Origin of the sequence: Mesorhizobium sp. BR1-1-4 (genome assembly GCF_020165375.1) — a bacterium.
GTDB lineage: Bacteria > Pseudomonadota > Alphaproteobacteria > Rhizobiales > Rhizobiaceae > Mesorhizobium > Mesorhizobium australicum.
In genome coordinates this window covers 272,043-292,145 of the sequence record NZ_JAIUIB010000002.1, presented here as the reverse complement: position 1 = coordinate 292,145, position 20,103 = coordinate 272,043, and the positions used below count along the sequence as shown (strand labels likewise).

Here is a 20,103-nt window from a genome sequence, read left to right as displayed (position 1 = left end):
AATGGGGAAACTACGTCCCAGGAGTCCAGAGCTTGTTTTCTTCTGCTCAAGCATTGAATGCATAACCATTCGGTGCGCAACCAAATATCAACATCCGCGTCGGGGGCGCATGTCACGCCGAGCGGGCTCAATACCACAGGCGAAGCAGCCATCACCAATGCGGACTGGAAGCTTATTGTACGGGCGTGGGCTTAAAGTGGTAGCCGACAAAATCATCAATAGGTCCCGTTAAGGCGTCGGCCTCTTGTCGAATTTTCTCATCATCCCAGTTCCACCAAGCAATGGCCAGCATCTTGGCAATGATCTCATTGGGGAAGCGGTATCGGATGATCTCGGCGGGCGTTCCCCCAACGATGGCATAGGGCGGGACATTCTTGACCACAGTCGCATGCGCAGCGACGACGGCACCGTCGCCGATAGTCACTCCAGGTAGAATGAGTGCTCTTCTGCCGACCAGACATCGTTGCCGATCTTGATGCCGCCCTTGCCGCCATGTCCTCCAGGGTTAGGCTTTCCAAGCATTTTTTCATGGATGTAGCAGGTCGTCGCGCAATCTGTTGGATGATTGCCGCTGCACACGAAGACCGTTTCATCGGCAATTGAACAGAATGACCCAATGCGGAAGGGGGCGTCTGGTTCGCACCCAAAAATCTTTCTGCCGTCCTCGATCCCGCCAGTCCAACGCCCGACTTCAGCATGCTTCGGCAATGGATGGCGTCTCTTCCGCAGCCAGATAGTCAATCTTGACATCAGTGGTGTTCTTTCGCCCTGAAAACCCACCTCATCGTTTTACCTGTCCTCACAGAATGGTCTCAGATCATGACAAAATATTTCGTTGACGCAAATGCGCGTACACAGGCGCCTTCGACGGTGCGGAGCCGCCGCCTGATGCCGTTGACGTTTCTTCAGCGCAGACGACGCACGCCAGACATGGGACGGTACATCATGGAGTGCCGTGCCGGCAGTGCACCAAACAGTACCGAAATCCACTGTCCAGGCCCGCATCATCGACGCCGGAAAGATGGGTGACGCATAAGCGGCACTGACGGCGAACCCGGTCTATTTCGCCCGCTGGTTCGCGCCGGACCACCCATCCGTCTATTGCGACGATCCCGACGCGTTGGCCTCGTCCAGGCCCTGGGCCTCGACCCGTCCGTCATTCTCGCGCCCTAAGCAATCCCACACTCCACCGAGGGAAACACCATGGAGCCCAATTTCAGGGGCGCTGCCAAGCGCCTTGACGAATTTAATTTGCCCAAGCTCGGCGCAACCATCGGAGTAGGAGAGGACGAAATTCATGCTGTCCTAGACGTTGAAACACGCGGTCAAGGGTTCGATAGCCAGGGGCGGCCCATCATCCTTTTCGAGCCGCACGTCTTCTATCGCAATCTGGCACCGGGCGCGCGTTTCTTGGCGGTAAAGCAGGGGCTGGCGTATCCCAAATGGGGTGACAAGCCATATCCGGCCGACAGCATACCCCAACTCGAATTCGAACACGTGCTGGGTTGGAATGATTGAAACGAAACCCAAGACGTCTATGCGTGAGCGCGGCGCCTACCAACATTCCATATCTTGGGCCGAGCAAGGCTGTAGAAAGAAGGCCGAGCAGAGCCGGAACCACAAACACGACCACATTTACATAGTTCATTTCCGCGCCCGTCTGCTCGCGTGCGGACGCTACCCGTGACCTTTCATTCTAGCAAGGGCGCCGCAAACACCGAAGACAATGCCCCGTCGCCGAAAGGTGGCGGGCTTTTTTGCTTTTCGCTGGAACAGCCTAATCGAATGCAAGTTTGGGCCGACGCAGCGCACTCCAACGTTCCTTCGCGCTGCTGGCCAAGGGCAAACTTGGTCGGCCCGCGCTTTTCTGCCGAGGGGCGCGGGCTTCTGGTTGACAACACTCGCTTGCGCAAGGCAATTTCGCCGCCGAGGGTAAAGCGAGGGGAACACCCACATGAAGAAGACCTATTATAAGCCTGTTCTCACCAAGCGTGAACGTCTCTCGGCAGTCACGGCGATCGGCCCCGGCCCTTCCGTGCCGGTACTAAAAGAATAGATCAGCTTGCCCCGAACAGGGCATGCTTGCTGTTGACAGACAGCACGGACGCAAGGCACTTTCCCTCCCGAGGGTAAAGCGAGGAGCACCACTGTGAAGAAGACATACGAAAAGCCAGAACTGAAAAAGCGCGAGCGCCTGGGCAGCATCGCAGCCCAGGTGGTCATCGTATCCGGCCTGAGCAAGACGTGATCTGCGCGATGAAAACTTACGAGAAGCCCGTTCTGACCAAGCGCGAAGGACTTTCGTTTGTAACGGCTGGCCCCGGTCCATCGGTACCGCCGCCACCGCCACCGGTCCCCTGAGATCAGCCGAATGTGTTCAAGACCCGCTGGCTCACGCCGGCGGGTTTTTCTCATTCCGCTTTGGAAGTTCGATCACCTTCGCCTCAGGATCCGGCTCCAGCGGTTCATGACCAGGCCGTTCATGCCAGAAGACTTGCCGCAGATCGCGTTGATCGACCCGCTGACCGCAGTGCGGGCAGTTGTAGTAGTGAAGATGCTCTTCAATGTGCTGCCCTCCATGCAGTTTGCCGGGAACCGGAGGGCCAAGGTCAGATAGCTTTGTCATGCGGGTGGCAACATCCGGCCGTGCTAAATGTTCCGGAATTATTTTAGCTAAAGCTGATTGAATCGTGGTTGCGGAACAATCGCGGGGAGATCGGGTGCCGCAGTATCGGGTTGAGGTCATGGCCGCCGGATCGGCTATGTCATCGAGCATAGTCACAGCACAGTTGCCTTTCAAAGCGGCGGAGGCACAGGTTGGCGATGCCTGTCACGTTCCGGCGCCAGGAAGAAAACTGGCTACGTGTCACGGAGTTGAAGGGCGAGAAGCGGACCTTCGCTTACATTGTTCGGATGAGGGCCACATGAGCACACGCGGCACCAATTTCCTCGACCGGTGAATGGCAGAGCATCTGCCGAATGCGATCACGGACGATCCGATCGCGGCGAGCGACCTCGCCAACGAGGCGATGCGAGCGGCCGAGCGCGACGGCATCGACCCGGCGGAGATCGCCGACGAAGTCGGCAGCGCCTTCGAAGTCATTCTGGAGGCGATGCAGCACCGCGATGCCAGCTTGGCCGATTGACGATAGGGCTTGCCAACTATTCAAAGAAGGGGAATATAATCCTCCCTGTTGCGGCGAACCCCCTAAAACGGAGTTTGCCAATGGCTAGGTCCAAACCATCGAAACAGCTTTCCCAGGCTGAAATCGAGCGCTTTCTCATGGCGGCGGAAGCGCTGCACAAAAGCATCATAAAGCCGTTTATATCGCCAAACTGCGACCATTACCGCGCGACGCGCACCCTGCATGATGCGCTGTTGAAGTCCGTGCGGGAAGTGACGGGGAAGGAAGTCGAGTTCATCCAGTGGAATACCACCGGGCCTGTGCGGCCTGCGCCTTCCTCAAGCGATTGATGTGGACGGCCCAGTTGCCGGGGGTGTGCTTGGCCTGGGGCCGGCAACCGAGGAGATCACCCCTAAGCCGATGAAGCGCTAACGGGCTCGGCGCAGTCGGCGACACAGCCTGTGATAGATTGGCGAGCTATGAAGGTCTCGGGCTGCGTGCGTGAATAGCAGGACGACAAAAAGAACCACCACTGCGGATGCGAACCCGGTAACGAGAGCCATCCGCGCAAACGTCGCTGACGTCGGGATGTTCCTTACGAATCAGTAAGTCGTTGATCCGTGCAAAGGCGGCTAACCATCGGGGCCGGCTGCGAACGGCACATTTGCAGCCCGGTGGGCCTCCACCACCGAAACTAAAGGCCCGCTGCCCGCTCACCAGTAGGCAGAGGGTTTTACTAGCCACTGTATGTCCCGCCGCCACCTCGCTTTAAGCCTCACACCAGCGCCGCGCGCGACCATCTGGCCTTTGTCAAGCAATTGATGTGGGCGGCCCGGCTGCCGGGGGTATACTTAGGGCTTTGGGGGCCGCCAGCCGGGCCATGCCGGCGATCCCCCACCGGCAGAAAGGGATCATGGCTTAGTATTAGCATGAGTGCAAATACGAGCGGATCAACCCGCTACGGCGTGACCTATAGCGATTCCTAGGCCGATTGCGAAGCGAACCGATCGGCCGACGCGTCTTTGCCGTCATGGCGGAGGCTGTCAGCAATCGGGAGGGTGGCGCGATCGAATAGCCGTCCCGAAGTAGACTCTTGCTTTTCGGATACTTATCTCTGGTGCATGTGCGGACGCGTTTTCGTAAAGACCACAATCCCCGACATGGTTCGTCGGTTCGAATTCGCCCACCCTGGCGAGGTCGAACGGCTGGGCAACAGCTTCCCGCTGTGGAACGGTGCGCCAAGCCTGACCTATCCGATCATCATTCGTGAAGAGCTCTCGACCAGCATGGCCGGATTCGTCTCGGCGCGCTGGGGACTGGTCCCCGGTTGGGCTCGGGATGGTGGCGGGCGGCCGCCACCTGTCAACGCCCGCTGCGAGACCATCGCCAGCAATGGCTTGTTCCGCAAGGCTTACAATGCGCGCCGCTGCCTGGTGCCGGTCGACGGCTATTTCGAATGGCAGAAGCTGGACGCGTCGGGGAAGAAAAAGCAGCCCTACGCCATCGCGATGAAGTCTGATGAGCCCTTCGCCATGGCGGGCATCTGGGAAGAGTATGCCGACAAGGTCACCGGCGAACTTGTGCGGACCTTTGCCATTGCCACCTGCGAACCGAATTCGCTTATGGCGACCATCCACGACCGCATGCCGGTGATCCTGGCGCCGGCCGACTACATGCGCTGGCTTGGGCCGGAGCAAGACCCTCGCGACCTGATGAAGCCTTTTCCGTCCGATCTGATGAAGATGTGGCCGATCGACAGCAAGGTGGGTTCGCCGCGCAACAACACCCCCGATATCATCGACGAGATCGGTCGCGGGCCTACTGATCTGTTCGACGTATAGTTTCCGGACTTTGTAGGCCGCTGCCACGACACATAGGGCATCTGATCGTAGACCCTTTGCACCCGGCTCGGTGCACTCCGCGCGGGCAACAAGTGCCGTTTGAGCTCAGCCACTTCGCGCATTGAAAAACCTTGCCGGCGCCGAGACATTGCCGGCACCCGAACTTCCTGAATCCTGCCAAGCACCACCTGCCCGCCTACCCTGAGACGGCAAGAACGTCAGCGGCATAGAATAGTTTCACCGGCTAATCGAGGTTCAAGATTTTCCCCTTCGTCAGGTGCGTCTCGATCTTGCTGAGCGCCTGCCGAATGACTTCGACCGCCTGCAGATTGAGTGCGAAATCGAAATTGCCTTCCGCCGTCTCGAAAATCAGGACGCCGATCTTCGTTTCGTCATCACCCAGCATGCCAATGCCAATTCCTGTGGGCATATACGGTGGTCTATCTACCATGGGTTTCCTCCTTCAGAGATAGCGTTCGCCATCATCCCGGTGCTCGAAGCAGAACCAATGCGGCTCTTGGCGATGCCGAGCAAAGCCGAACCCTCCGTGCTTCGCGCAACCCGTGTGCTCGCACAGGTGCCCTAGCACTCTGGCGCGCTCGCGCGACACGGGCGTTATGGCGTCGGGAAGCCTGATTGGTTCGTCGCTCATCTGCGCAAAGATTCCATAAGGCCGCTGGACGGGCAAGGAATTTGTTCCTTTTCTGTTCTCGTGGCGCACGACCCGATCGACACGCTGGGGAAGGCGACCCGGCACAATATGCTTGTGAAGGTGGAATGCAGTTGCGGCAACGTCCGCTACTGCAGATCGGCCGATCTCATGATGGTCTATGGCGGCGGCGTTGATCCTTTGAAGCTGAAATTCGACTGCAACCGGTGAATCGATCAAGATCACGCTCCACAAGCTCGCTGCCATCGGAGTAGCTGCCCAGATCGAATGGGCGAAGGGTGTCTCGAAACCGCCTTCCCAATTTGTGTCAATTGTGAACGTCAATACGTAGCGGGCTGCATCTTGCCCGAAGGCGCCAGCTCAAAAGACGAAATGCGTGCGCCTAAGCCCGGTTTTTACCGGTTGGCTCGTCAAACCTTCCCCACCTGCTGGAATGTCCAGTATCGATTGGAACCTCCCGAGCTGCTCCGGGAAATCCCGCGCAAGGTGTCTGACCACCCGTGCATTTTCCATCAGACGGTCGAGATAGAGCCTTGCCGCCATCAACTCCAGCGCCCAGGTGCCACGAAGGCTTGCGCAGTACAGAAATTCTTCGTTCAGCAAATCAAACTCAGTTTCCATGGCGGCCAGCTGATCGGCTGTCACCCCGACAAACTTCTTTCTCGGCACGGAGGGATCCGCCAACTGCGACGCCGGAGTGAGCGTTGAGAGGAGTTGCGCATAGTGGAAGCCCATCCTCTTCAGGGCGATCATGAGCCTTGCCGCATTGAACTGCCTTTCCGGAACCATCTTGCGCAAGGACGCGAAGACCTGCGGAGGCACATTCCAATCCTGCAAAAGATCGAGAGCCTCGGGAGAAACTCCATTGACCAACGGCCTTGGCGCTGAACTGTCCGCGAGCAGGTTCAAAGTAGGCCCTTCGGTTAGGGCCTTCGGCACAGAGGCCAGGCTTTCGGCCGATAGCAGGCGACGGAACGATTCCTGCTTAATCGGATGTCGAAACACCTCTGTGATCGTCTCCAACAGATGCCGAGAGATACTCGCTTCGGCGATCATGTCCCGCGTTCTTTGGCATTCAGCCTGATAGGTTTTGCACAGCCATGGACCGGTGAACCATCTGTTGGGCTCGTGCATCTTTTCCAAAAGCGCTGCGTGTCTTGTGCGGTTATTTTGCAAAATGTGGTCGGCGGCTTCCAAGCCTAAAACTACGCGGCGCACCTTCATGCGGCGTTCCCTACGAATGCTCGCTCAGCCAGCGCAACGAGCGGATCTAGTGATCGGAAAAGAAACGCATCCAGCTTCATTCCATTGTTGACATGGAAATCTCCTTTGAACCCCACGATTTCATGCATCGGAGCGATCAGGTAATCGCGAATGATCAGATTGCCCGGCTGCATGCGGATCAAGACGAAAATATCCGCCATGGCCTCTCGCACCGCCCTCGAAGACCAGCGGGGATATGCACAATGCGAAACGCGACACCTGGCGATTGCGAGCGCTACGGTCACCTCGCCATTGATGCGGATGAGCTCCGTTTCAGGAGCCTGGGAAGCGCGGCCGCCTGCCTTGTCGACCGCGACGAGCAGGTCTTCCATAACGCGATGGCGGATAGCCGTGAGGCGCCTGTCAATCTCGATGAAATGAAACTTTCTGGGCGGCAGGCAACCGATCAGCTTGTATGCACCGAGCAGGCCCCCGAAATGCGCGCTGTAGCGATAGGCCGAAGGGCATCCGGGCGCTGCGTTAATGATGTCGGATGACAGTTTCCCATGCCGTTTGTGGAGTTTTCGTAGGGCTGACAGCATCTCGTCATCGCTCATGTGAAGGTAGAGCGCTTTTAACATCTGCTGTGCTTTGTCGAATAGTTGGCGACTGATGATTGGTTCAAAGGCGTTGTCCGCCCTGACCCATTGATCCGGAGGATTGTACACAGCCTTGGTTTTGAGCTTGGTGCAGCGTCTATTCCAAACGTTGTTGCCGATATATTTCTCATTGGTCAGGACACGGCGCACGCCATAGGCCTTCCAAGGCCTGCCGAAGTCGTTCAGGATCCCCCGGGCATTCAGGTATTTCGCGATTTGAGGTTCGTTCTTGCGTGACCTGACGAAAAGGCGAAAGATCAATCGAACAGTAGCTATCTCTTCCGGTGGCCCCGGTACGATGATCACCCGGTCTGTCTGGAAGTTCTTGTGTTCGTAGCGGGCGAGGATGAGTTTGGGCTGTCCGAACTGGTCAACCATCAGACGCCTTAGTCCGAGCCCCTGCATGCCGCCTACGTGGAAGCCCATGCGGGCCATCCTCACCTGGCCCAAAAAGACCCTCTGTGACAACATCCGGCTGTACTCTGCAGCCATGCTGCGCTTTATGGCCTTGAGTACATCGGATCCGACGGTGCCATCATTCGCGAATTGCTCGGCGCAAAACTCGATCCGTACACCCGCCATCTGACATCGATATTCGTAGGAAGCGCTTTCATCGACGCTTTGGAACCGGCCCCATCTGCTCACGTCGTAGACGACGACCGTCTCGTAGTCGGCGAGTCCGTGTTCAATGTCGAATAGCAGCTTCTTGAGGCCGGGCCGGCCTTGTATGTGCAACCCGCTACGGCCGGGATCTTCATAGGTGGCGACGATGTCGTACGCCATGACCTCGGCATAACTGCGGATTGCATCCTTCTGATTCTCAAGGGAATAAGTCTGGTGCTCGGTGGACATTCGTACATATTGAGCCGCGCGAACCCTTCTCCTCTCCTTAGGAGGTTCGCGGGCCGCAGCAACCTTGTCCATCGCCTTGCACCATTGGGACGATTGTCAATCCTAGCGCTCAGCGCATAGCAATTCCAGTCCAGTTTAATCGAATCGCCCGTCCGGCTGGCTTCGCGCTTTGAAAACCATGGCTTTCAACTCATGGGAAACCCTGACTCACTTCGTGAGAGCCCGTGCCCCCGTTCCGCCGCAATGCGCCCGCACGGGACCGTTGATAGGGATTTCAGAGTTTTAAGGGAGATATTACATGACCTTTCACAAAGCCATTGCCGCCGTGCTGTTGGCTGGCGCTGTCGCCGGCTGCCAGTCGCAGACAGAGGGCCAGCAGCGCGCCACGACAGGCGCGCTCCTCGGCGGCGCCGGCGGCGCGCTCGTCGGCCAGGCGATCGGCGGTAACACCAAGAGCACGGTTATCGGCGCCGCCAGCGGCGCGCTGCTCGGAGCCGTCGTTGGCTCTGCCACCACCCCGCAGCGCCGCGAGGACCAGCTCTGCCGCTACCAGGACCGCTACGGCCGCATCTACACCGCGCCGTGCGACGACCGCTATTACAACGGCAATTATTGAGGCCCGCGGGCGCTGCGGAGGCCAATATACGGGCGGCTTGCCGGCTGTCCGCCGAATTGAGGAGCGTGCCGGAACCTTCAGCGCCGGAGCGTCCTAACGCCCCGCCAAACCCGATCGTGGCGCTGCGGTTGCGACGTCGCCCGCTTCGTGATCGACGTTCCCAGCGACCTGGCCAAGCCAACGCAAGGCCGACTAGATGAGGAGGTCGAGAGCGTTTTTCCCGTCACGCTCGCGCCGGACAAGGCAGTCATGATAGCGTTCCAGAACGAAAGGGACACCGGAATACGTGCCTCAAACGCGACTAGCCCTTGGACGGACAGGCGGTTGTCCGCGGACAACTGAAGTGTGGCAGACAAGGCCCGACGCGGGGTTAGGGAGGCGGACGCGTTTGCTTGGTCATGCAAGATCTCAACAGGGAGGGGCGAAGAACGCGTGCTGGTCGGCCTGACTCGACGTCTCATCGCTGACGGGTAGACGGAGGACGAGTCCACTGATTTCGCCTGCGAGCAGCTACTGCCATCTGATTATCTGGGAACTGGCTTCGGTTTCAGAAGTTCGCCCTTGAGGCATAGGCGAGATTGACTTCATCCGGAGCGCTGACAACGATGCCCGTTCGAATCCGTGTGGTGGAAGGCAGGACGGTGCGTCTTGAAACCATTCCGGAAATTATCGCCAAGAAGGTCTATTATCGCGGATCGCAAGCCAACCCGCGCGACATCTCCGATATCGCCGCTGCAGGCCGGTCGCAATTGGGCGAGAACCTCAACGCCCCGCGCGCGCTTCCCGAACAGGTCGCTCGCACCAAAGAGCGAATGGAAAAGCCCAACCCGGAATTCGTCAGTCGCTCCATTGCGCAACTGATGATAATGCCCGACTACGAAGCATCGCCCGCCGACAGCCTGATCGCAGCGATTGCTTTGCTCGACGACGTGTTGTCATCACCTCAAGCACTTAACCGCCTCACGGCAGCGAACAATCGGGAGCGGTCTTTCAGAGCCCGGATGCCTTGGTGCGGTTAACCCGAACGATCGCGACGCCGCTGGTACTTGCGGGTCATCTCGGCGCTGGCGTGGCTAGCTGCCTTTGCACATGGCGTTCATCAATCTCCGCCGAGGACGCGAGGCCTGCGCGCAGCTAGGCGTTGGCAACAGCTTGAATTGGTTCAATCCTTGAAAGTTGTCGAGAACTGCCATACCTTTTGCACAGGAAATATGACTCTCGATATGGTATGGTGAATATTGTGGCCCATGCACTCAAGGAACCCGAGCAGAACGGATCTCTCATCTTGTCCTATATGGACCGGAACGGGAAGATTGCGATCGAGCAGGTCGCGGACGGTTTTGGCATGTCCAAAGGCCAATTAGCCCAGACCGCCGGTCTTGCGCGCGAGACCCTTTATCGATCAGAGCGTAGCGCCACGGTAAAGACCCAGGGGCGTCTACGGGAAATGCTCGAGATCATCAGCCGCGTGTCGGATTGGGCGGGCGGCAAGGAGCAGGCGATGGCTTGGTACCGGGCTCAGCCGCTTCCAGCGTTTGGGGGACGCACCGCTGAGGCGCTGGTGAAGGACGGCAAGGCAGCAGCGGTCCGTGATTATCTCGATCACATGGCCGTTGGCGGGTTTGCGTGAAGTTCGTCAGAACCTGCTACCGCGCACACGATCCACGTTGGGCATTCAAGCCGACTTCCGGCGAAGGAGCGGCGAGCCGAGGCGCCCGATTCAATCCCAAAGGCGTGCCGGCACTCTATCTGGCACTGACCATCATGACTGCGATCAAGGAAGCCAACCAGGGCTTCGCACAGCGTATCGATCCGTGCGTGCTTTGCTCCTATGAGATCGATTGTGACGACATTGCCGATCTGACAACGCAAGAGGGGAGGGAAGAGTTTTCTGTGACGCTCGAAGAGATGGCCTGCGCCTGGGCAACGGCTCTCAGCGACGGAGAGCGCCCGGCGTCCTGGTCCATTTACGACCGGTTGCGCCCTCGAAATATTGCCGGCATTGTGGTCCCAAGTTTCGCGCCGGGCGCAGAGATTGAGGATCGCAACCTCGTCCTTTGGAACTGGGGTCCGGATCTGCCGCACAAGATAACCGTATTCGACCCGAGCGGCCGGTTGCCGAAGGACCAGCTGTCCTGGCCATAACGCAGTCTCGGCATCCCAAGGCAGGGGAGGACGCTTGCGCCCTACAGTCCACTGGCCTCGGTGAGATTGACACGGAAACGATCGCGCCGGCGCTGATAGCGGCGAGTCATTTCAGCCGAGGCATGGCCGAGTTGTTTTTGCACATAGCGCTCGTCGACTTCAACCGAGGAGGCAAGCCCTGCACGTAAGGAATGGCCCGAGAATTTTGTCGCGCGATCACCTTCGGACAGGTCGCCGCGGACACCAGCGGCCAGAGCGGTGCGCTTGACCCGTCGCGCCACTTCCTGGTCATTGAGCCGCTCGGCGCCGACCGTCTTGCCTTGGCCGGTGACGCGCCGGAAGAGGGACCATGGGCGATCCGCGCCAGCTTCAGCCAGGTCTGCAGGGCGACAACCGGGCAAGTGGCACCGGACGAGCCGCGGCCGATTTCGACCTCGCGCCAGCCGGTCTTTCCGCGCAAGGTCCCCGAAATCCCTTTGTCGGGAAAGAACTCGATCCAGCCGGAAGAATCCTCGGTCTGATCGCGGCCGACGTCGAGCCAGACGATTTCGGAGCGGCGCAGAAGCCGGGGTGTCTATTGAGCAGCGACTGGAATGCGTTAGCATTAGCTCAGGAATAAAATGGGGGCGCACGTGCTACCTTCACCTGGCCTGGAAAGGCTGAACGCATTTTCCGATGGCGTGTTCGCCGTACTGATCACAGTTCTAGTTTTGGACCTGCGCCCGCCGGAAGTGCCGACTCTCAAAGCCCTTCTGGCATCATGGGAAACCTGGCTTAGCTACGGTGTAAGCTATCTCTTCATTGCGATTGTCTGGGCGACCACCATCATCTCTTGCGCTACGCGAAAGAGAGCACGGCATCCTTAATGTGGTACAATTTCGCGCACCTGTTCTCAGTCTCGCTGCTCCCCCTGGCCACGGCATGGATGGCCGCAAGCGAGTTGGCACCGCAGCCGGTCGCCTTCTATGCGACCGTATTCTTCCTGGTTAACCTGACATATCTATTGTTGATCCGCGAACTCATTGATCCGTTGCCAGAGGAGGAGGTGTCACCACAAGTGCGGCGGCTCATGCGCCTACGTGCCATGATTACGCTCAGCCTTTTTGGGCTCGCCGCTATCTTGGCATTGAGCTACCCGATCGTCGGACTGGGGATCTGTAGTTGTTGCCTGGCAGTCTATCTGAAGCCCCAGGCGCGCGGGTGATAAGGAACGGACTGAATGCGGCGCGGCCACGCGACGACCTTTTGTACGGCGTCGCGCGGTGCCGATCAAGTTTCAACTCGAAAAGCCCCCCACCTTGCGGCATGGAGAGGTTCTGGAGGGTGCTGGATCAAACAGTAAAGGCTCAACTTGCCGGCGCCTGTTTCGACGCGATCACGCTGGCGGCGTTCGGGACTGGGCAGGCGACAGCTCTCGGGCGCTGCGTCGGCCTCCATCATTCCTTTACAATCTTTGCCGGAACCCGCCTGCAACTTTGCAGCGGCCAAAAGAATGCTATCCGGTACCGGATCGGGGAGGATCGGCCTTTTCATGGCCTGCGGCTAATTGCCGAAAGACGGAAAGACCTAAATCTCTTTCATCACCCTGGCTGCTCGCACGAGCGATGTCCAGTCAGCGCCCATCGCTGCGACAAGGTCACGAGCATCTTCATCGGATATTCCAGTGTGGTCTACTAGCTTCCGTGCCAGCAATTCGAATGCTAATTCTATAATTGTCACAGGTCGGACCCTTCCGAAAACAGCACGACGATAGCATGCGAAAAGGCCTTCCGCATTTGCACATGTTAGATGGCCATCATGGATGTCTCATGTGCCACAGAATGTCTGTAGGACGCGTTCATCCGGGCGTGGCGGGTCAGCATAGCGTTCCATTTCCGGCTGCTCATCGAAGGGATGGCTCACGACCCCCAGAATCTCATCGAAGGGTGTGAAGTCGCCGTCCAGTGCCGTCTGTATCATCGCCTCAATGCGATGGTTGCGAGGGATGAATTTGGGATTTACGGCATGCATGACCGCCCGGCGCGTGGCTGTATCGGCTGTTTCACTGGCGATCCGCTCGCGCCACCGCACCGACCAGGCGTCGAATGCGGCTGGATCCCTAAACAGCTGCCGCGCCGTGCCCTGCCCTTCCGAGGCGTCGAGATCGTCGCCTAGGCGTCGAAAGCCGAGGGTAAAGTCGGCTTCGCCGCGAGCCAGCACATCGAGGAAATCAGCCGCGAGCTGCAGGTCCGCCTCCGCCTCGGTCAGCAATCCGAGTTTTCTGCGGAACCCGCGCTGCAACATGGCCTCATAGGAGGGCTGAAACGACCTCAGCACCTCTTCGGCTTCTGCGACGGCTTCATTCTCATCCGTGCTCATGAGCGGCAGCAGCGTCTCGGCAAGGCGCGCAAGGTTCCATGTGGCGATGCGAGGCTGGTTGGCATAGGCATAGCGGCCGACGCGGTCGATCGAGCTGAACACCGAGCCGGGGTCATAGGCGTCCATGAAGGCGCATGGGCCATAGTCGATGGTCTCGCCCGAGATCGCCATGTTGTCGGTGTTCATGACGCCGTGGATGAAGCCGACCAGCATCCAACGCGCCACCAGATCCGCTTGTGCTGTGACCACGGCGTCCAGCAAAGCGCGGTACCGCCGTGCTTGCCCTAACAAGTGCGGGAAATGACGCTCAATGGCATAGTCAGCGAGGATCTTGAGCCCCTCGGTGTCGTGGCGCGCGGCGAAATATTGGAAGGTGCCGATCCGGATATGGCTTGCCGCCACTCGTGTCAGCACGGCGCCGAGCAGCCGGACCTCGCGATGCACGGGGTCGCCGGTGAGCACCGCCGCCAAGGTTCGCGTCGTCGGGATGCCCAGCGCCGCCATCGCTTCGCTGACCACATACTCACGTAGGACAGGACCCAGTGCGGCGCGGCCGTCACCGTTGCGCGAGAACCGCGTCGGCCCCGATCCCTTCAGCTGTATGTCGCGGCGGATGCCGTTGACGTCCACCACTTCGCCAAGCAGGAGGGCGCGACCGTCGCCGAGCTGAGACACGAAATTTCCGAACTGGTGGCCCGCATAGGCCAAGGCGACTGGCTGCAGGCCTTCCGGAAATCTGCTGCCGACAAGCATCTCCACTCCGTCCGGGCTGGTGAACTGGTCGGCGTCGAGCCCTAGTTCCTCGGCGAGGGGTCGGTTGAAGCGGATCAGCCGAGGTTCGGACACCGGCTGCGGACCTGTTTGCGCGAAGAAGCGCTCGGGCAATTGTGCATAGCTGTTGCGCAGGGCGGGAAGCTGCATCTGGGTGCCTCGGGATTGTTCAGCAGTGGCAGGCAAGGTCACGGCGAGCTGGCTCTCAAGTGAAGGGGCCGGTCGGCCCCGTTCGGGGGGCATTCGTCGATATAGGGACGCAACGTCGCTGGTGCCATCGGATCCTCGGCTCGGCACCGGATAAGAGTTGGAATCAGACCCGGCCCTTAACAACCCGAGGCGAGGCCTGGGACCAGCATGCTGCCCCAACACGGTCGCAGCAACCCGAACATCCCGCCGAGCAGCTGAGAGCCAATGTTTCAAAGTCCAGGCCACCGTCCAATGATCGCATTCTCAACGCATTGTCGTACCGCGCCTCGAGCGGTCCCGGTCGGCGCGATCGGTTGCCGAAGGCACGTGAGATGGTGGTGGTAAGCGAACTCGGGCGCATCGGTTTGAGGTACCGGTCTGCGAGATCACGGTTTGAGTTTGGTGTTCTGATTTCATGAAGGGGTTAGCAATGCGGGGTTGCCTTACAATCGAATGCTATAGGGTCTGCTGCATGCTTTGAATTCGCCTAAAAGGCGTTCATTCAGCCGCGTCGAGGGTGAGGCCTTCGGCCTGCAGCCTCCACATGCGGGCAAATAGACCGCCCTGAGCTCTGAGCTCCGCCGCGTCTCCATCCTCGACAACGCGCCCTCCATTCATAACCAGAATGCGGTCGAAGCTGGAGAGCGTCGAAAGGCGATGCGCGACGGCGATCACGGTGCGATCGCGGAACATCTTGACCAACGATGCCTGTATCACCAGTTCGGACTCTGTATCCAGGGCAGACGTGGCCTCGTCGAGAACGATCACCGGAGCGGCTTTCAGGAACGCCCGGGCAATGCCGATCCTTTGCCGCTGCCCACCGGAGAGCTTTATCCCCCGTTCACCCACCAGAGTGTCATAGCCCTCGGGCAGCCTTGAAATGAAGGCTTCGCAGTGAGCGGCCCGGGCAGCGGCGTGGACTTCTTCATCGCTGGCCTCAGGCCGGGCGAACCGGATGTTCTCCATGACGGTCCGGTGAAACAGCAGGATTTCCTGCGGCACCACGGCCAGCGCTTCGCGAAGGCTATCCTGCGTGACCGACGCGATCGGCTGACCGTCAACCAGGATCTGGCCGCCCTGAACGTCGTAGAGCCGTTGAAGCAGGTGGACGAACGTCGACTTGCCCGCTCCGGACGGACCGACGATCCCGACCTTTTGACCAGGGGGGATGGACAGGTCAAGATTGTGGATCGCCTCGACATCGGTGCCGTAAGTGAAGGACACCTGCCGGAACTCGATGGCCCCGCCACGCGGACGAATGGCCGGCGCCTGCGGCCGGTCGACGACAGTTTGCGGCTGGCCGATGATGCGCAGCGTGTCCTCGATGAAGCCGAAATGCTGGACCATGTCAACGAGCGACAACGCCATATCGCGGGACCCGTGAAGGATGCGGAACGTCAAAGCGCTGACCAGGACCACGTCGCCGGGCGTGATTTCCCCCCGGCTCCATTGCCGGACCGCCCAGGCGAGCATGCCGCCGGCCATGACCCAAAGTGCAATGTCGTGGATGAGGCGCGCTTTTTCCGTGTACATCCAGCTGTCACGCTGGGCATCGGCTTCGGCTCGAAAGCTCGCCGCCAGCCTTGCGTGCTCGCGTGACCGGGCTGAGAACGCCTTGATGGACCACATGTTGGTGATGACATCGATCAGGCTTCCACCGACTTCGTTCGCATAAGATGCATATGTGCGGTGCAGGTGCTTTCCACGTTCCCCGAAGGCAAGCAGGCCGCCCATGATAACGACGACTGCGGACGCCAGGGCCACCGCCATCCGCCAGTCGACGACCGTGAACACGATGACGGTGCCGATGAAGTCGACAGCCGGCGGCGCGACCCGCCAGATGACGATGTTGGTCAGGGCGCCGAAATTGCCCGCGGTCGCGGTAACCCGCTGGCCAAGCGAGCCCGCGAGGTTCTCGGCGAAGTACTTCATCGGCTGACCGTTCAGGAAGTCGAACAGGTCGAGCCGCATCTGAACGCCGATCGCGAGCGTCGCTTTGCAGCCGAGCCAGCCGCAGAGACGCCAGAGGATGCTCTCCACCGCGACGAGGCTGATGAAAATGGCGAGCGCTGTCTGCGCGGCCGAGCCTTCGCGTGGGCCCGCCATCGCGTCGACGAGCACCTTCATCACGTACTGGATGGCGACAGCGCAGGACGCGGCCGATATCACCAGCACGGCGAGGATGATGAATTGCGGCAGCTGCCTGCGCACATAATGCCTTATGAAGGCAGCCGACCCCTCCAGGAACGGAGGCAGCGGGCTACTTGCTTGTGGCTTCAGATACCGCATAGGTCCCTCCGGCATATGGCCCTGACGTGAGTTCGCGCTGAAGCGCCAGCAGTTTTCGGCTCTGCTCGGCCAATTCATCCTCCATGCGCTTGCAAACTGGACGCCTGCCGTGCTCCCCCCTCGGGCCGAGCAGGCCGACATCGCACATCCGTCCATTGTCCCATCCGGGGTAGTCGATGATTGGATAGAGGCAGATTCCCTCTATCTGGACGCCCCGCTGCATGGCCTCGAGGACTTCGGCTACGACATAGTGAACCCACAATGGCCTGGCCGTGCGCTCGGCGCCCGTTTCGGACATCGAGAGGGGTCGATTGTAGCGTTGTGCGACTTCAACGAGCATGTCGGCCAGAGGCTTGTAGGCGTGATGTCCGAACGGGATCGTCGGGCCGTGCAGGAGCCATTGATTGTCGGGATAGAAGTTCAAGCCGACGATATCGAGGTATTCGGGCCGGCCGCCCAGCTCCGGTTCCTGAAGCCCGGCAAGCATGTCGAGCGCTTCGAACTGACAGAGCCTGTAACGCTCCGCCTCGAGCTGATGCCCGACATCGTGCGGATAGCCGACCACATTGATCAACGGTTCCGCGGTGATGAAGCGGGCCCGGGAATCGATTCGTCGGATCGCGTCTATGGCAGCGATGGCGGCTCTTACCAGGATGCGCTTCAATTTGCCTCCAAGGCCGTTCGCGAATGGGTTGATCCGGCCGGTATCGCCACCCGCCCATGACCAGTATGAAATCTCGTTCACCGGACAGAAGTACGGCACCGAGCCGATCTCGGCGTGGATGACCAGGGCAGCGGCTTCCGCGAAGCGGGCGAAGCGCTCGACGAATTCCGGTGAGAAGATGTCGATATGGTCGGGCCATCCGTAGTGGCAGAGATCCCAAACCACCTGTGTCCCTGTGGCGTCGGCGGCGCGCAGCATTGGCAGAAAGCTCGACCAGTCGTAGTTGCCGGGCTCTTTCTCGATGAGGTGCCAGCGCAGCCCGTCGCGCACGGTGCGGATCCCCCGACGCTGGAGTTCGCGATAGTCGGTCTCGGACGCTTCGTCATGGCTGGTGGCGCGAAGCAGATCGAGGCGGACGCCATCGGCCCGGCGATGGCTCGAGCACTCGAATCCACCAAGGAAAAAGCTGTTAAACGCTGTCGGTTCTCTCATCTCGGCCTCTAGGACTTCAGTCGCTTTCTCAGCTGCCGAGGGCAGCCGAGGTCTTGTTCCAGCGAACATCACACTCCCGGAGGAAGCGTCCCATGCCGCTTGCCAGGGAGGGCATGAGTTGACCCCGTTCGCTTGCCAGGGCGGCAGGGGCGAGAACCCCGCGGCCATGATCGCCCAGCACCAGGCGCGCATCGAGACCGGCCGACTGGGCGACCTCTCTTGCCCAATCGGACCAACTGACCGCGCCGTCATTGGCGAGGTGCCATATTCCCGTCTCGCCATCGATCAACAGGTCGAGCGCGGCGTGAGCCAGGTCCGGCAGGTAAGTGGGGGAGCACACTGCGTCCGCCGGCAAGCGGAGCGAACGGTCGGCTGCGATTTCATCCAGCAGCTGCGAAAGCACGTCTGCGGTGTTCCAGGGTCCGAAGACGGCGCTCGTGCGGATGACCAGCGCGGCGGGATGATGCTTCATCACCATCGTTTCGGCTGCCGCGTTGAGATTGCGTATGCCCGATGCCGGGGTGATGGGGCTGCTCTCGACCAAACGGTCGGTGAGCGTCTTGCCGACCAACGCATCCGACGTCACGGTCATCAACGCAACACCGGCGGCGGCACAGACCGACGCCAGCACCGCGCAATCTGCCGGCCCGTTGCCCGTCCCAATCGAGCCGACAGGACCCGCTTCGGCCCGTTGCGGAGTGGCGGCGTGGACGAAGGCCCAAGGCCGATACTTAAGCAGCAGGCGGCGCATGGAATGAGGCTCGGTGATGTCCAGCTGATTGGCGGGAAAAGCAATGAATTCCAGCCCTCGGTGGGCAGCGATCCGGCAAAAGGCGTTACCCAGCGCCGCATCCTTGCAGAGGATGAGCACCTTGCGCGCGTCTCCGCCCCCGCTGCGTTCGGCGGTGGTTTCGAAAGGTGGGCTGAAGAACCGCGTGTCCCGGCGCCACCAACCGGGACTGTCGAGAACCGGATGCTTCAGGCCGGCGCCCCCGGCCATTTCCCGTACCGCACTTCCCAGGGCGGTCATGCGCGGCGATGGACTGCGGACGTCGAAGGCTCCCGCCTCATAGGCTCCATCTTTGCGCAGCAGCAGGCTGTTCCAGTCGACGCATCCGAGCAGGGCCCAGACGGTGACGGCGGCAATGTTCTTGCCTTCGCCAGCGAGCCGATTGGCAGCGCTCCAGACTTCGTTCAGCCAGCGAAGCTGTTCGTCGCGGCTGCAGCCATGGTGAACTTCGGTTACGGCGACCGGCCGGTCATAACGCGCACAGACCTCGCGCAGGCGGGGTTCCGGCCCGTCCGATCCAAGCGGAAGATGCATCCGCACGGCGTCGAGGTCGGCATAGTGATGCCGGCCATTGCCGCCGACCGAGGCTCCAGCTGGGAGCTTGGAGCAGCGGTGGTCAAGGAAACGCTCGCTGGTCGGATAGTAGTTGACCCCCACAATATCGGGAGGGCAGGGCTCGTCGACAAAGGCCTGGAGCTCCTGCTCCGGTATCCCATGATCGATCAGGCGGGAGAACCATGGATGGCCGCGGTCGACACGGCCAAACAGCAGGTCGAACGTCAGCCAGCGGCGTTCGTTCTCATAATCCGCCTGGTAACCAAGCAATGGTGTGCTGAACGTCTTGCCGAGATCCTCGGTCTGGACGAGAGCCGCGTGCGGCGTCACCTCGCGGATCGCCCGCATGGCAAGCGCCACACCGCGGCACTGGTTGATCAGCGCACGTGCGAAATCTGGCAAGTGCCGGCGGTGGGGATACCAATGTCCATACAAAGCGCTGAAACGGGCTGTGGTCAGCGGCTCGTTCACGGGGGTGAAGCGGCGGATCTCGGGGTAGCGTTCGGCGACGCGCCGGGCATGCCGAGCCAGGAGCTCGGGAAAAGCCGGATCGAGCAAATTGGTGTAGCGGGGGCCGCTGCCATGGTGTAGCAGTCCGGCGATGACCTCGATGCCTAGCTCTTTCAGCCGCGGCATCCGTTTGTCGTGCCAGGCGAAATCGGCGGTTTCGATATTGTCCGGCGAGATCGATTCCCACAGCAGCGGGTACCGGAGCGTTCGTATGCCAAGCTGCCGGATGCGGTCCAGATCGTCCAGCCTGCCGGCATGTCCCGTCTCCGATAATTCGTCACGCCATCGGTTCCTCAACCGAATGATGCTGCACTCGACGCCTCCCCAGATCTCCGGCGTGGCCTGCATGGTCTCGGTCCGCATCGTCGCCGCCA

General features: G+C 60.2%; 22 protein-coding genes and 2 pseudogenes. 11 read left to right on the top strand and 13 right to left on the bottom strand.

Annotated features, from left to right (window positions below):
* Positions 1-172 precede the first annotated feature (172 nt).
* A complete protein-coding gene (locus tag LB571_RS04590; protein WP_224592540.1) occupies positions 173-424 on the bottom strand; it encodes a hypothetical protein in 252 nt (83 codons plus the stop codon).
* On the bottom strand, positions 421-750 hold the full coding sequence (locus LB571_RS04585) for a hypothetical protein (protein WP_224592538.1): 330 nt from the start codon (positions 748-750) through the stop codon (positions 421-423). Before LB571_RS04585 ends, LB571_RS04590 begins: the two co-directional genes overlap by 4 nt.
* 453 nt (positions 751-1,203) lie before the next feature.
* Here LB571_RS04585 and LB571_RS04580 point away from each other — a divergent pair, with 453 nt between their 5' ends.
* Positions 1,204-1,518: an N-acetylmuramidase domain-containing protein gene (locus LB571_RS04580; RefSeq protein WP_224592535.1), complete on the top strand. Its 315-nt coding sequence runs from the start codon at positions 1,204-1,206 to the stop codon at positions 1,516-1,518.
* A 436-nt stretch (positions 1,519-1,954) separates the two neighbouring features.
* Positions 1,955-2,056: a hypothetical protein gene (locus LB571_RS04575; RefSeq protein WP_015316558.1), complete on the top strand. Its 102-nt coding sequence runs from the start codon at positions 1,955-1,957 to the stop codon at positions 2,054-2,056.
* A gap of 336 nt (positions 2,057-2,392) precedes the next feature.
* Here the strand turns inward: LB571_RS04575 and LB571_RS04570 are convergent, their stop codons facing one another.
* Positions 2,393-2,776 (bottom strand): hypothetical protein, encoded by a 384-nt coding sequence (locus LB571_RS04570; RefSeq protein WP_224593009.1) that lies wholly within the window; start codon positions 2,774-2,776, stop codon positions 2,393-2,395.
* A 184-nt stretch (positions 2,777-2,960) separates the two neighbouring features.
* On the opposite strand from LB571_RS04570, the gene LB571_RS04565 reads away from it, so the two are divergent.
* The 3 genes from LB571_RS04565 (at position 2,961) to LB571_RS04555 (ending at position 4,966) form a co-directional block, all read left to right on the top strand.
* Positions 2,961-3,146 (top strand): hypothetical protein, encoded by a 186-nt coding sequence (locus LB571_RS04565; protein ID WP_224592532.1) that lies wholly within the window; start codon positions 2,961-2,963, stop codon positions 3,144-3,146.
* A gap of 80 nt (positions 3,147-3,226) precedes the next feature.
* Positions 3,227-3,475 (top strand): hypothetical protein, encoded by a 249-nt coding sequence (locus LB571_RS04560; protein ID WP_224592530.1) that lies wholly within the window; start codon positions 3,227-3,229, stop codon positions 3,473-3,475.
* Between the two features lie 771 nt (positions 3,476-4,246).
* Positions 4,247-4,966 (top strand): SOS response-associated peptidase, encoded by a 720-nt coding sequence (locus tag LB571_RS04555; RefSeq protein WP_224592528.1) that lies wholly within the window; start codon positions 4,247-4,249, stop codon positions 4,964-4,966.
* A 244-nt stretch (positions 4,967-5,210) separates the two neighbouring features.
* Here the strand turns inward: LB571_RS04555 and LB571_RS04550 are convergent, their stop codons facing one another.
* The 4 genes from LB571_RS04550 to LB571_RS04535 form a co-directional block, all read right to left on the bottom strand.
* Positions 5,211-5,372, bottom strand: coding sequence for a hypothetical protein (locus LB571_RS04550; RefSeq protein WP_224592526.1), 162 nt, complete (start codon positions 5,370-5,372; stop codon positions 5,211-5,213).
* 57 nt (positions 5,373-5,429) lie between these two features.
* Positions 5,430-5,855 carry a hypothetical protein gene (locus LB571_RS04545; protein WP_224528718.1) on the bottom strand — a complete coding sequence of 142 codons (426 nt, stop codon included), beginning with the start codon at positions 5,853-5,855 and terminating at the stop codon, positions 5,430-5,432.
* 141 nt (positions 5,856-5,996) lie between these two features.
* The gene (locus tag LB571_RS04540) at positions 5,997-6,860 is read right to left on the bottom strand and encodes a plasmid partitioning protein RepB C-terminal domain-containing protein (RefSeq protein WP_015316564.1); all 864 of its coding nucleotides are present in this window, start codon (positions 6,858-6,860) and stop codon (positions 5,997-5,999) included.
* A complete protein-coding gene (locus LB571_RS04535; RefSeq protein ID WP_224592524.1) occupies positions 6,857-8,422 on the bottom strand; it encodes a recombinase family protein in 1,566 nt (521 codons plus the stop codon). The genes LB571_RS04540 and LB571_RS04535 overlap by 4 nt, the downstream gene beginning before the upstream one ends.
* Positions 8,423-8,648: 226 nt before the next feature.
* Between LB571_RS04535 and LB571_RS04530 the strand changes: the two genes are divergently transcribed.
* The gene (locus tag LB571_RS04530) at positions 8,649-8,966 is read left to right on the top strand and encodes a YMGG-like glycine zipper-containing protein (RefSeq protein WP_015316566.1); all 318 of its coding nucleotides are present in this window, start codon (positions 8,649-8,651) and stop codon (positions 8,964-8,966) included.
* Positions 8,967-9,571: 605 nt separating this feature from the next.
* Positions 9,572-9,985: a hypothetical protein gene (locus tag LB571_RS04525; protein WP_224592522.1), complete on the top strand. Its 414-nt coding sequence runs from the start codon at positions 9,572-9,574 to the stop codon at positions 9,983-9,985.
* Here the strand turns inward: LB571_RS04525 and LB571_RS04520 are convergent.
* A pseudogene (locus LB571_RS04520) lies at positions 9,957-10,100 on the bottom strand (integrase); the annotation flags it as partial. The gene LB571_RS04525 and the pseudogene LB571_RS04520 sit on opposite strands and share 29 nt — an antisense overlap.
* Before the next feature lie 94 nt (positions 10,101-10,194).
* On the opposite strand from LB571_RS04520, the gene LB571_RS04515 reads away from it, so the two are divergent.
* Together LB571_RS04515 and LB571_RS04510 are read left to right on the top strand one after the other, a co-directional pair.
* Complete coding sequence (locus tag LB571_RS04515; RefSeq protein WP_224592518.1) at positions 10,195-10,596, top strand: MbcA/ParS/Xre antitoxin family protein; 402 nt, start codon at positions 10,195-10,197, stop codon at positions 10,594-10,596.
* Complete coding sequence (locus tag LB571_RS04510; RefSeq protein ID WP_015316568.1) at positions 10,593-11,111, top strand: RES family NAD+ phosphorylase; 519 nt, start codon at positions 10,593-10,595, stop codon at positions 11,109-11,111. Before LB571_RS04515 ends, LB571_RS04510 begins: the two co-directional genes overlap by 4 nt.
* A gap of 41 nt (positions 11,112-11,152) precedes the next feature.
* Here the strand turns inward: LB571_RS04510 and LB571_RS04505 are convergent.
* A pseudogene (locus LB571_RS04505) lies at positions 11,153-11,673 on the bottom strand (tyrosine-type recombinase/integrase); the annotation flags it as partial.
* Positions 11,674-11,731: 58 nt separating this feature from the next.
* On the opposite strand from LB571_RS04505, the gene LB571_RS04500 reads away from it, so the two are divergent.
* Positions 11,732-11,977, top strand: coding sequence for a TMEM175 family protein (locus tag LB571_RS04500; protein WP_224592515.1), 246 nt, complete (start codon positions 11,732-11,734; stop codon positions 11,975-11,977).
* Positions 11,977-12,315, top strand: coding sequence for a hypothetical protein (locus tag LB571_RS04495; RefSeq protein WP_224592513.1), 339 nt, complete (start codon positions 11,977-11,979; stop codon positions 12,313-12,315). The genes LB571_RS04500 and LB571_RS04495 overlap by 1 nt, the downstream gene beginning before the upstream one ends.
* 602 nt (positions 12,316-12,917) lie before the next feature.
* Here the strand turns inward: LB571_RS04495 and LB571_RS04490 are convergent.
* The 4 genes from LB571_RS04490 to LB571_RS04475 all read right to left on the bottom strand — a co-directional run bounded on the left by LB571_RS04490 (position 12,918) and on the right by LB571_RS04475 (position 20,092).
* Positions 12,918-14,390 (bottom strand): protein adenylyltransferase SelO, encoded by a 1,473-nt coding sequence (locus tag LB571_RS04490; protein WP_224593006.1) that lies wholly within the window; start codon positions 14,388-14,390, stop codon positions 12,918-12,920.
* Between the two features lie 537 nt (positions 14,391-14,927).
* Positions 14,928-16,718 (bottom strand): ABC transporter ATP-binding protein, encoded by a 1,791-nt coding sequence (locus LB571_RS04485; RefSeq protein WP_224592510.1) that lies wholly within the window; start codon positions 16,716-16,718, stop codon positions 14,928-14,930.
* Entirely contained in the window at positions 16,690-17,943 is a 1,254-nt protein-coding gene (locus LB571_RS04480) for a beta-glucosidase (RefSeq protein WP_224592508.1), read from the bottom strand. Before LB571_RS04480 ends, LB571_RS04485 begins: the two co-directional genes overlap by 29 nt.
* Positions 17,903-20,092, bottom strand: coding sequence for a sugar nucleotide-binding protein (locus LB571_RS04475; protein ID WP_041163363.1), 2,190 nt, complete (start codon positions 20,090-20,092; stop codon positions 17,903-17,905). The genes LB571_RS04480 and LB571_RS04475 overlap by 41 nt, the downstream gene beginning before the upstream one ends.
* Between the last annotated feature and the right edge of the window lie 11 nt (positions 20,093-20,103).

Excerpts from the sequence above, each read along its gene's own strand:
- LB571_RS04515 (WP_224592518.1), top strand. The coding sequence starts at position 10,195 with ATGGTGAATATTGTGGCCCATGCACTCAAGGAACCCGAGCAGAACGGA.
- LB571_RS04525 (WP_224592522.1), top strand. The coding sequence starts at position 9,572 with ATGCCCGTTCGAATCCGTGTGGTGGAAGGCAGGACGGTGCGTCTTGAA.
- LB571_RS04565 (WP_224592532.1), top strand. The coding sequence starts at position 2,961 with ATGGCAGAGCATCTGCCGAATGCGATCACGGACGATCCGATCGCGGCG.
- LB571_RS04585 (WP_224592538.1), bottom strand. The coding sequence starts at position 750 with ATGTCAAGATTGACTATCTGGCTGCGGAAGAGACGCCATCCATTGCCG.
- LB571_RS04555 (WP_224592528.1), top strand. The coding sequence starts at position 4,247 with ATGTGCGGACGCGTTTTCGTAAAGACCACAATCCCCGACATGGTTCGT.
- LB571_RS04560 (WP_224592530.1), top strand. The coding sequence starts at position 3,227 with ATGGCTAGGTCCAAACCATCGAAACAGCTTTCCCAGGCTGAAATCGAG.
- LB571_RS04495 (WP_224592513.1), top strand. The coding sequence starts at position 11,977 with ATGTGGTACAATTTCGCGCACCTGTTCTCAGTCTCGCTGCTCCCCCTG.
- LB571_RS04480 (WP_224592508.1), bottom strand. The coding sequence starts at position 17,943 with ATGTTCGCTGGAACAAGACCTCGGCTGCCCTCGGCAGCTGAGAAAGCG.
- LB571_RS04475 (WP_041163363.1), bottom strand. The coding sequence starts at position 20,092 with ATGCGGACCGAGACCATGCAGGCCACGCCGGAGATCTGGGGAGGCGTC.
- LB571_RS04490 (WP_224593006.1), bottom strand. The coding sequence starts at position 14,390 with ATGCAGCTTCCCGCCCTGCGCAACAGCTATGCACAATTGCCCGAGCGC.
- LB571_RS04570 (WP_224593009.1), bottom strand. The coding sequence starts at position 2,776 with ATGCTCGATGACATAGCCGATCCGGCGGCCATGACCTCAACCCGATAC.
- LB571_RS04550 (WP_224592526.1), bottom strand. The coding sequence starts at position 5,372 with ATGCTGGGTGATGACGAAACGAAGATCGGCGTCCTGATTTTCGAGACG.
- LB571_RS04540 (WP_015316564.1), bottom strand. The coding sequence starts at position 6,860 with ATGAAGGTGCGCCGCGTAGTTTTAGGCTTGGAAGCCGCCGACCACATT.
- LB571_RS04580 (WP_224592535.1), top strand. The coding sequence starts at position 1,204 with ATGGAGCCCAATTTCAGGGGCGCTGCCAAGCGCCTTGACGAATTTAAT.
- LB571_RS04500 (WP_224592515.1), top strand. The coding sequence starts at position 11,732 with ATGGGGGCGCACGTGCTACCTTCACCTGGCCTGGAAAGGCTGAACGCA.
- LB571_RS04535 (WP_224592524.1), bottom strand. The coding sequence starts at position 8,422 with ATGGACAAGGTTGCTGCGGCCCGCGAACCTCCTAAGGAGAGGAGAAGG.
- LB571_RS04575 (WP_015316558.1), top strand. The coding sequence starts at position 1,955 with ATGAAGAAGACCTATTATAAGCCTGTTCTCACCAAGCGTGAACGTCTC.
- LB571_RS04530 (WP_015316566.1), top strand. The coding sequence starts at position 8,649 with ATGACCTTTCACAAAGCCATTGCCGCCGTGCTGTTGGCTGGCGCTGTC.
- LB571_RS04485 (WP_224592510.1), bottom strand. The coding sequence starts at position 16,718 with ATGCGGTATCTGAAGCCACAAGCAAGTAGCCCGCTGCCTCCGTTCCTG.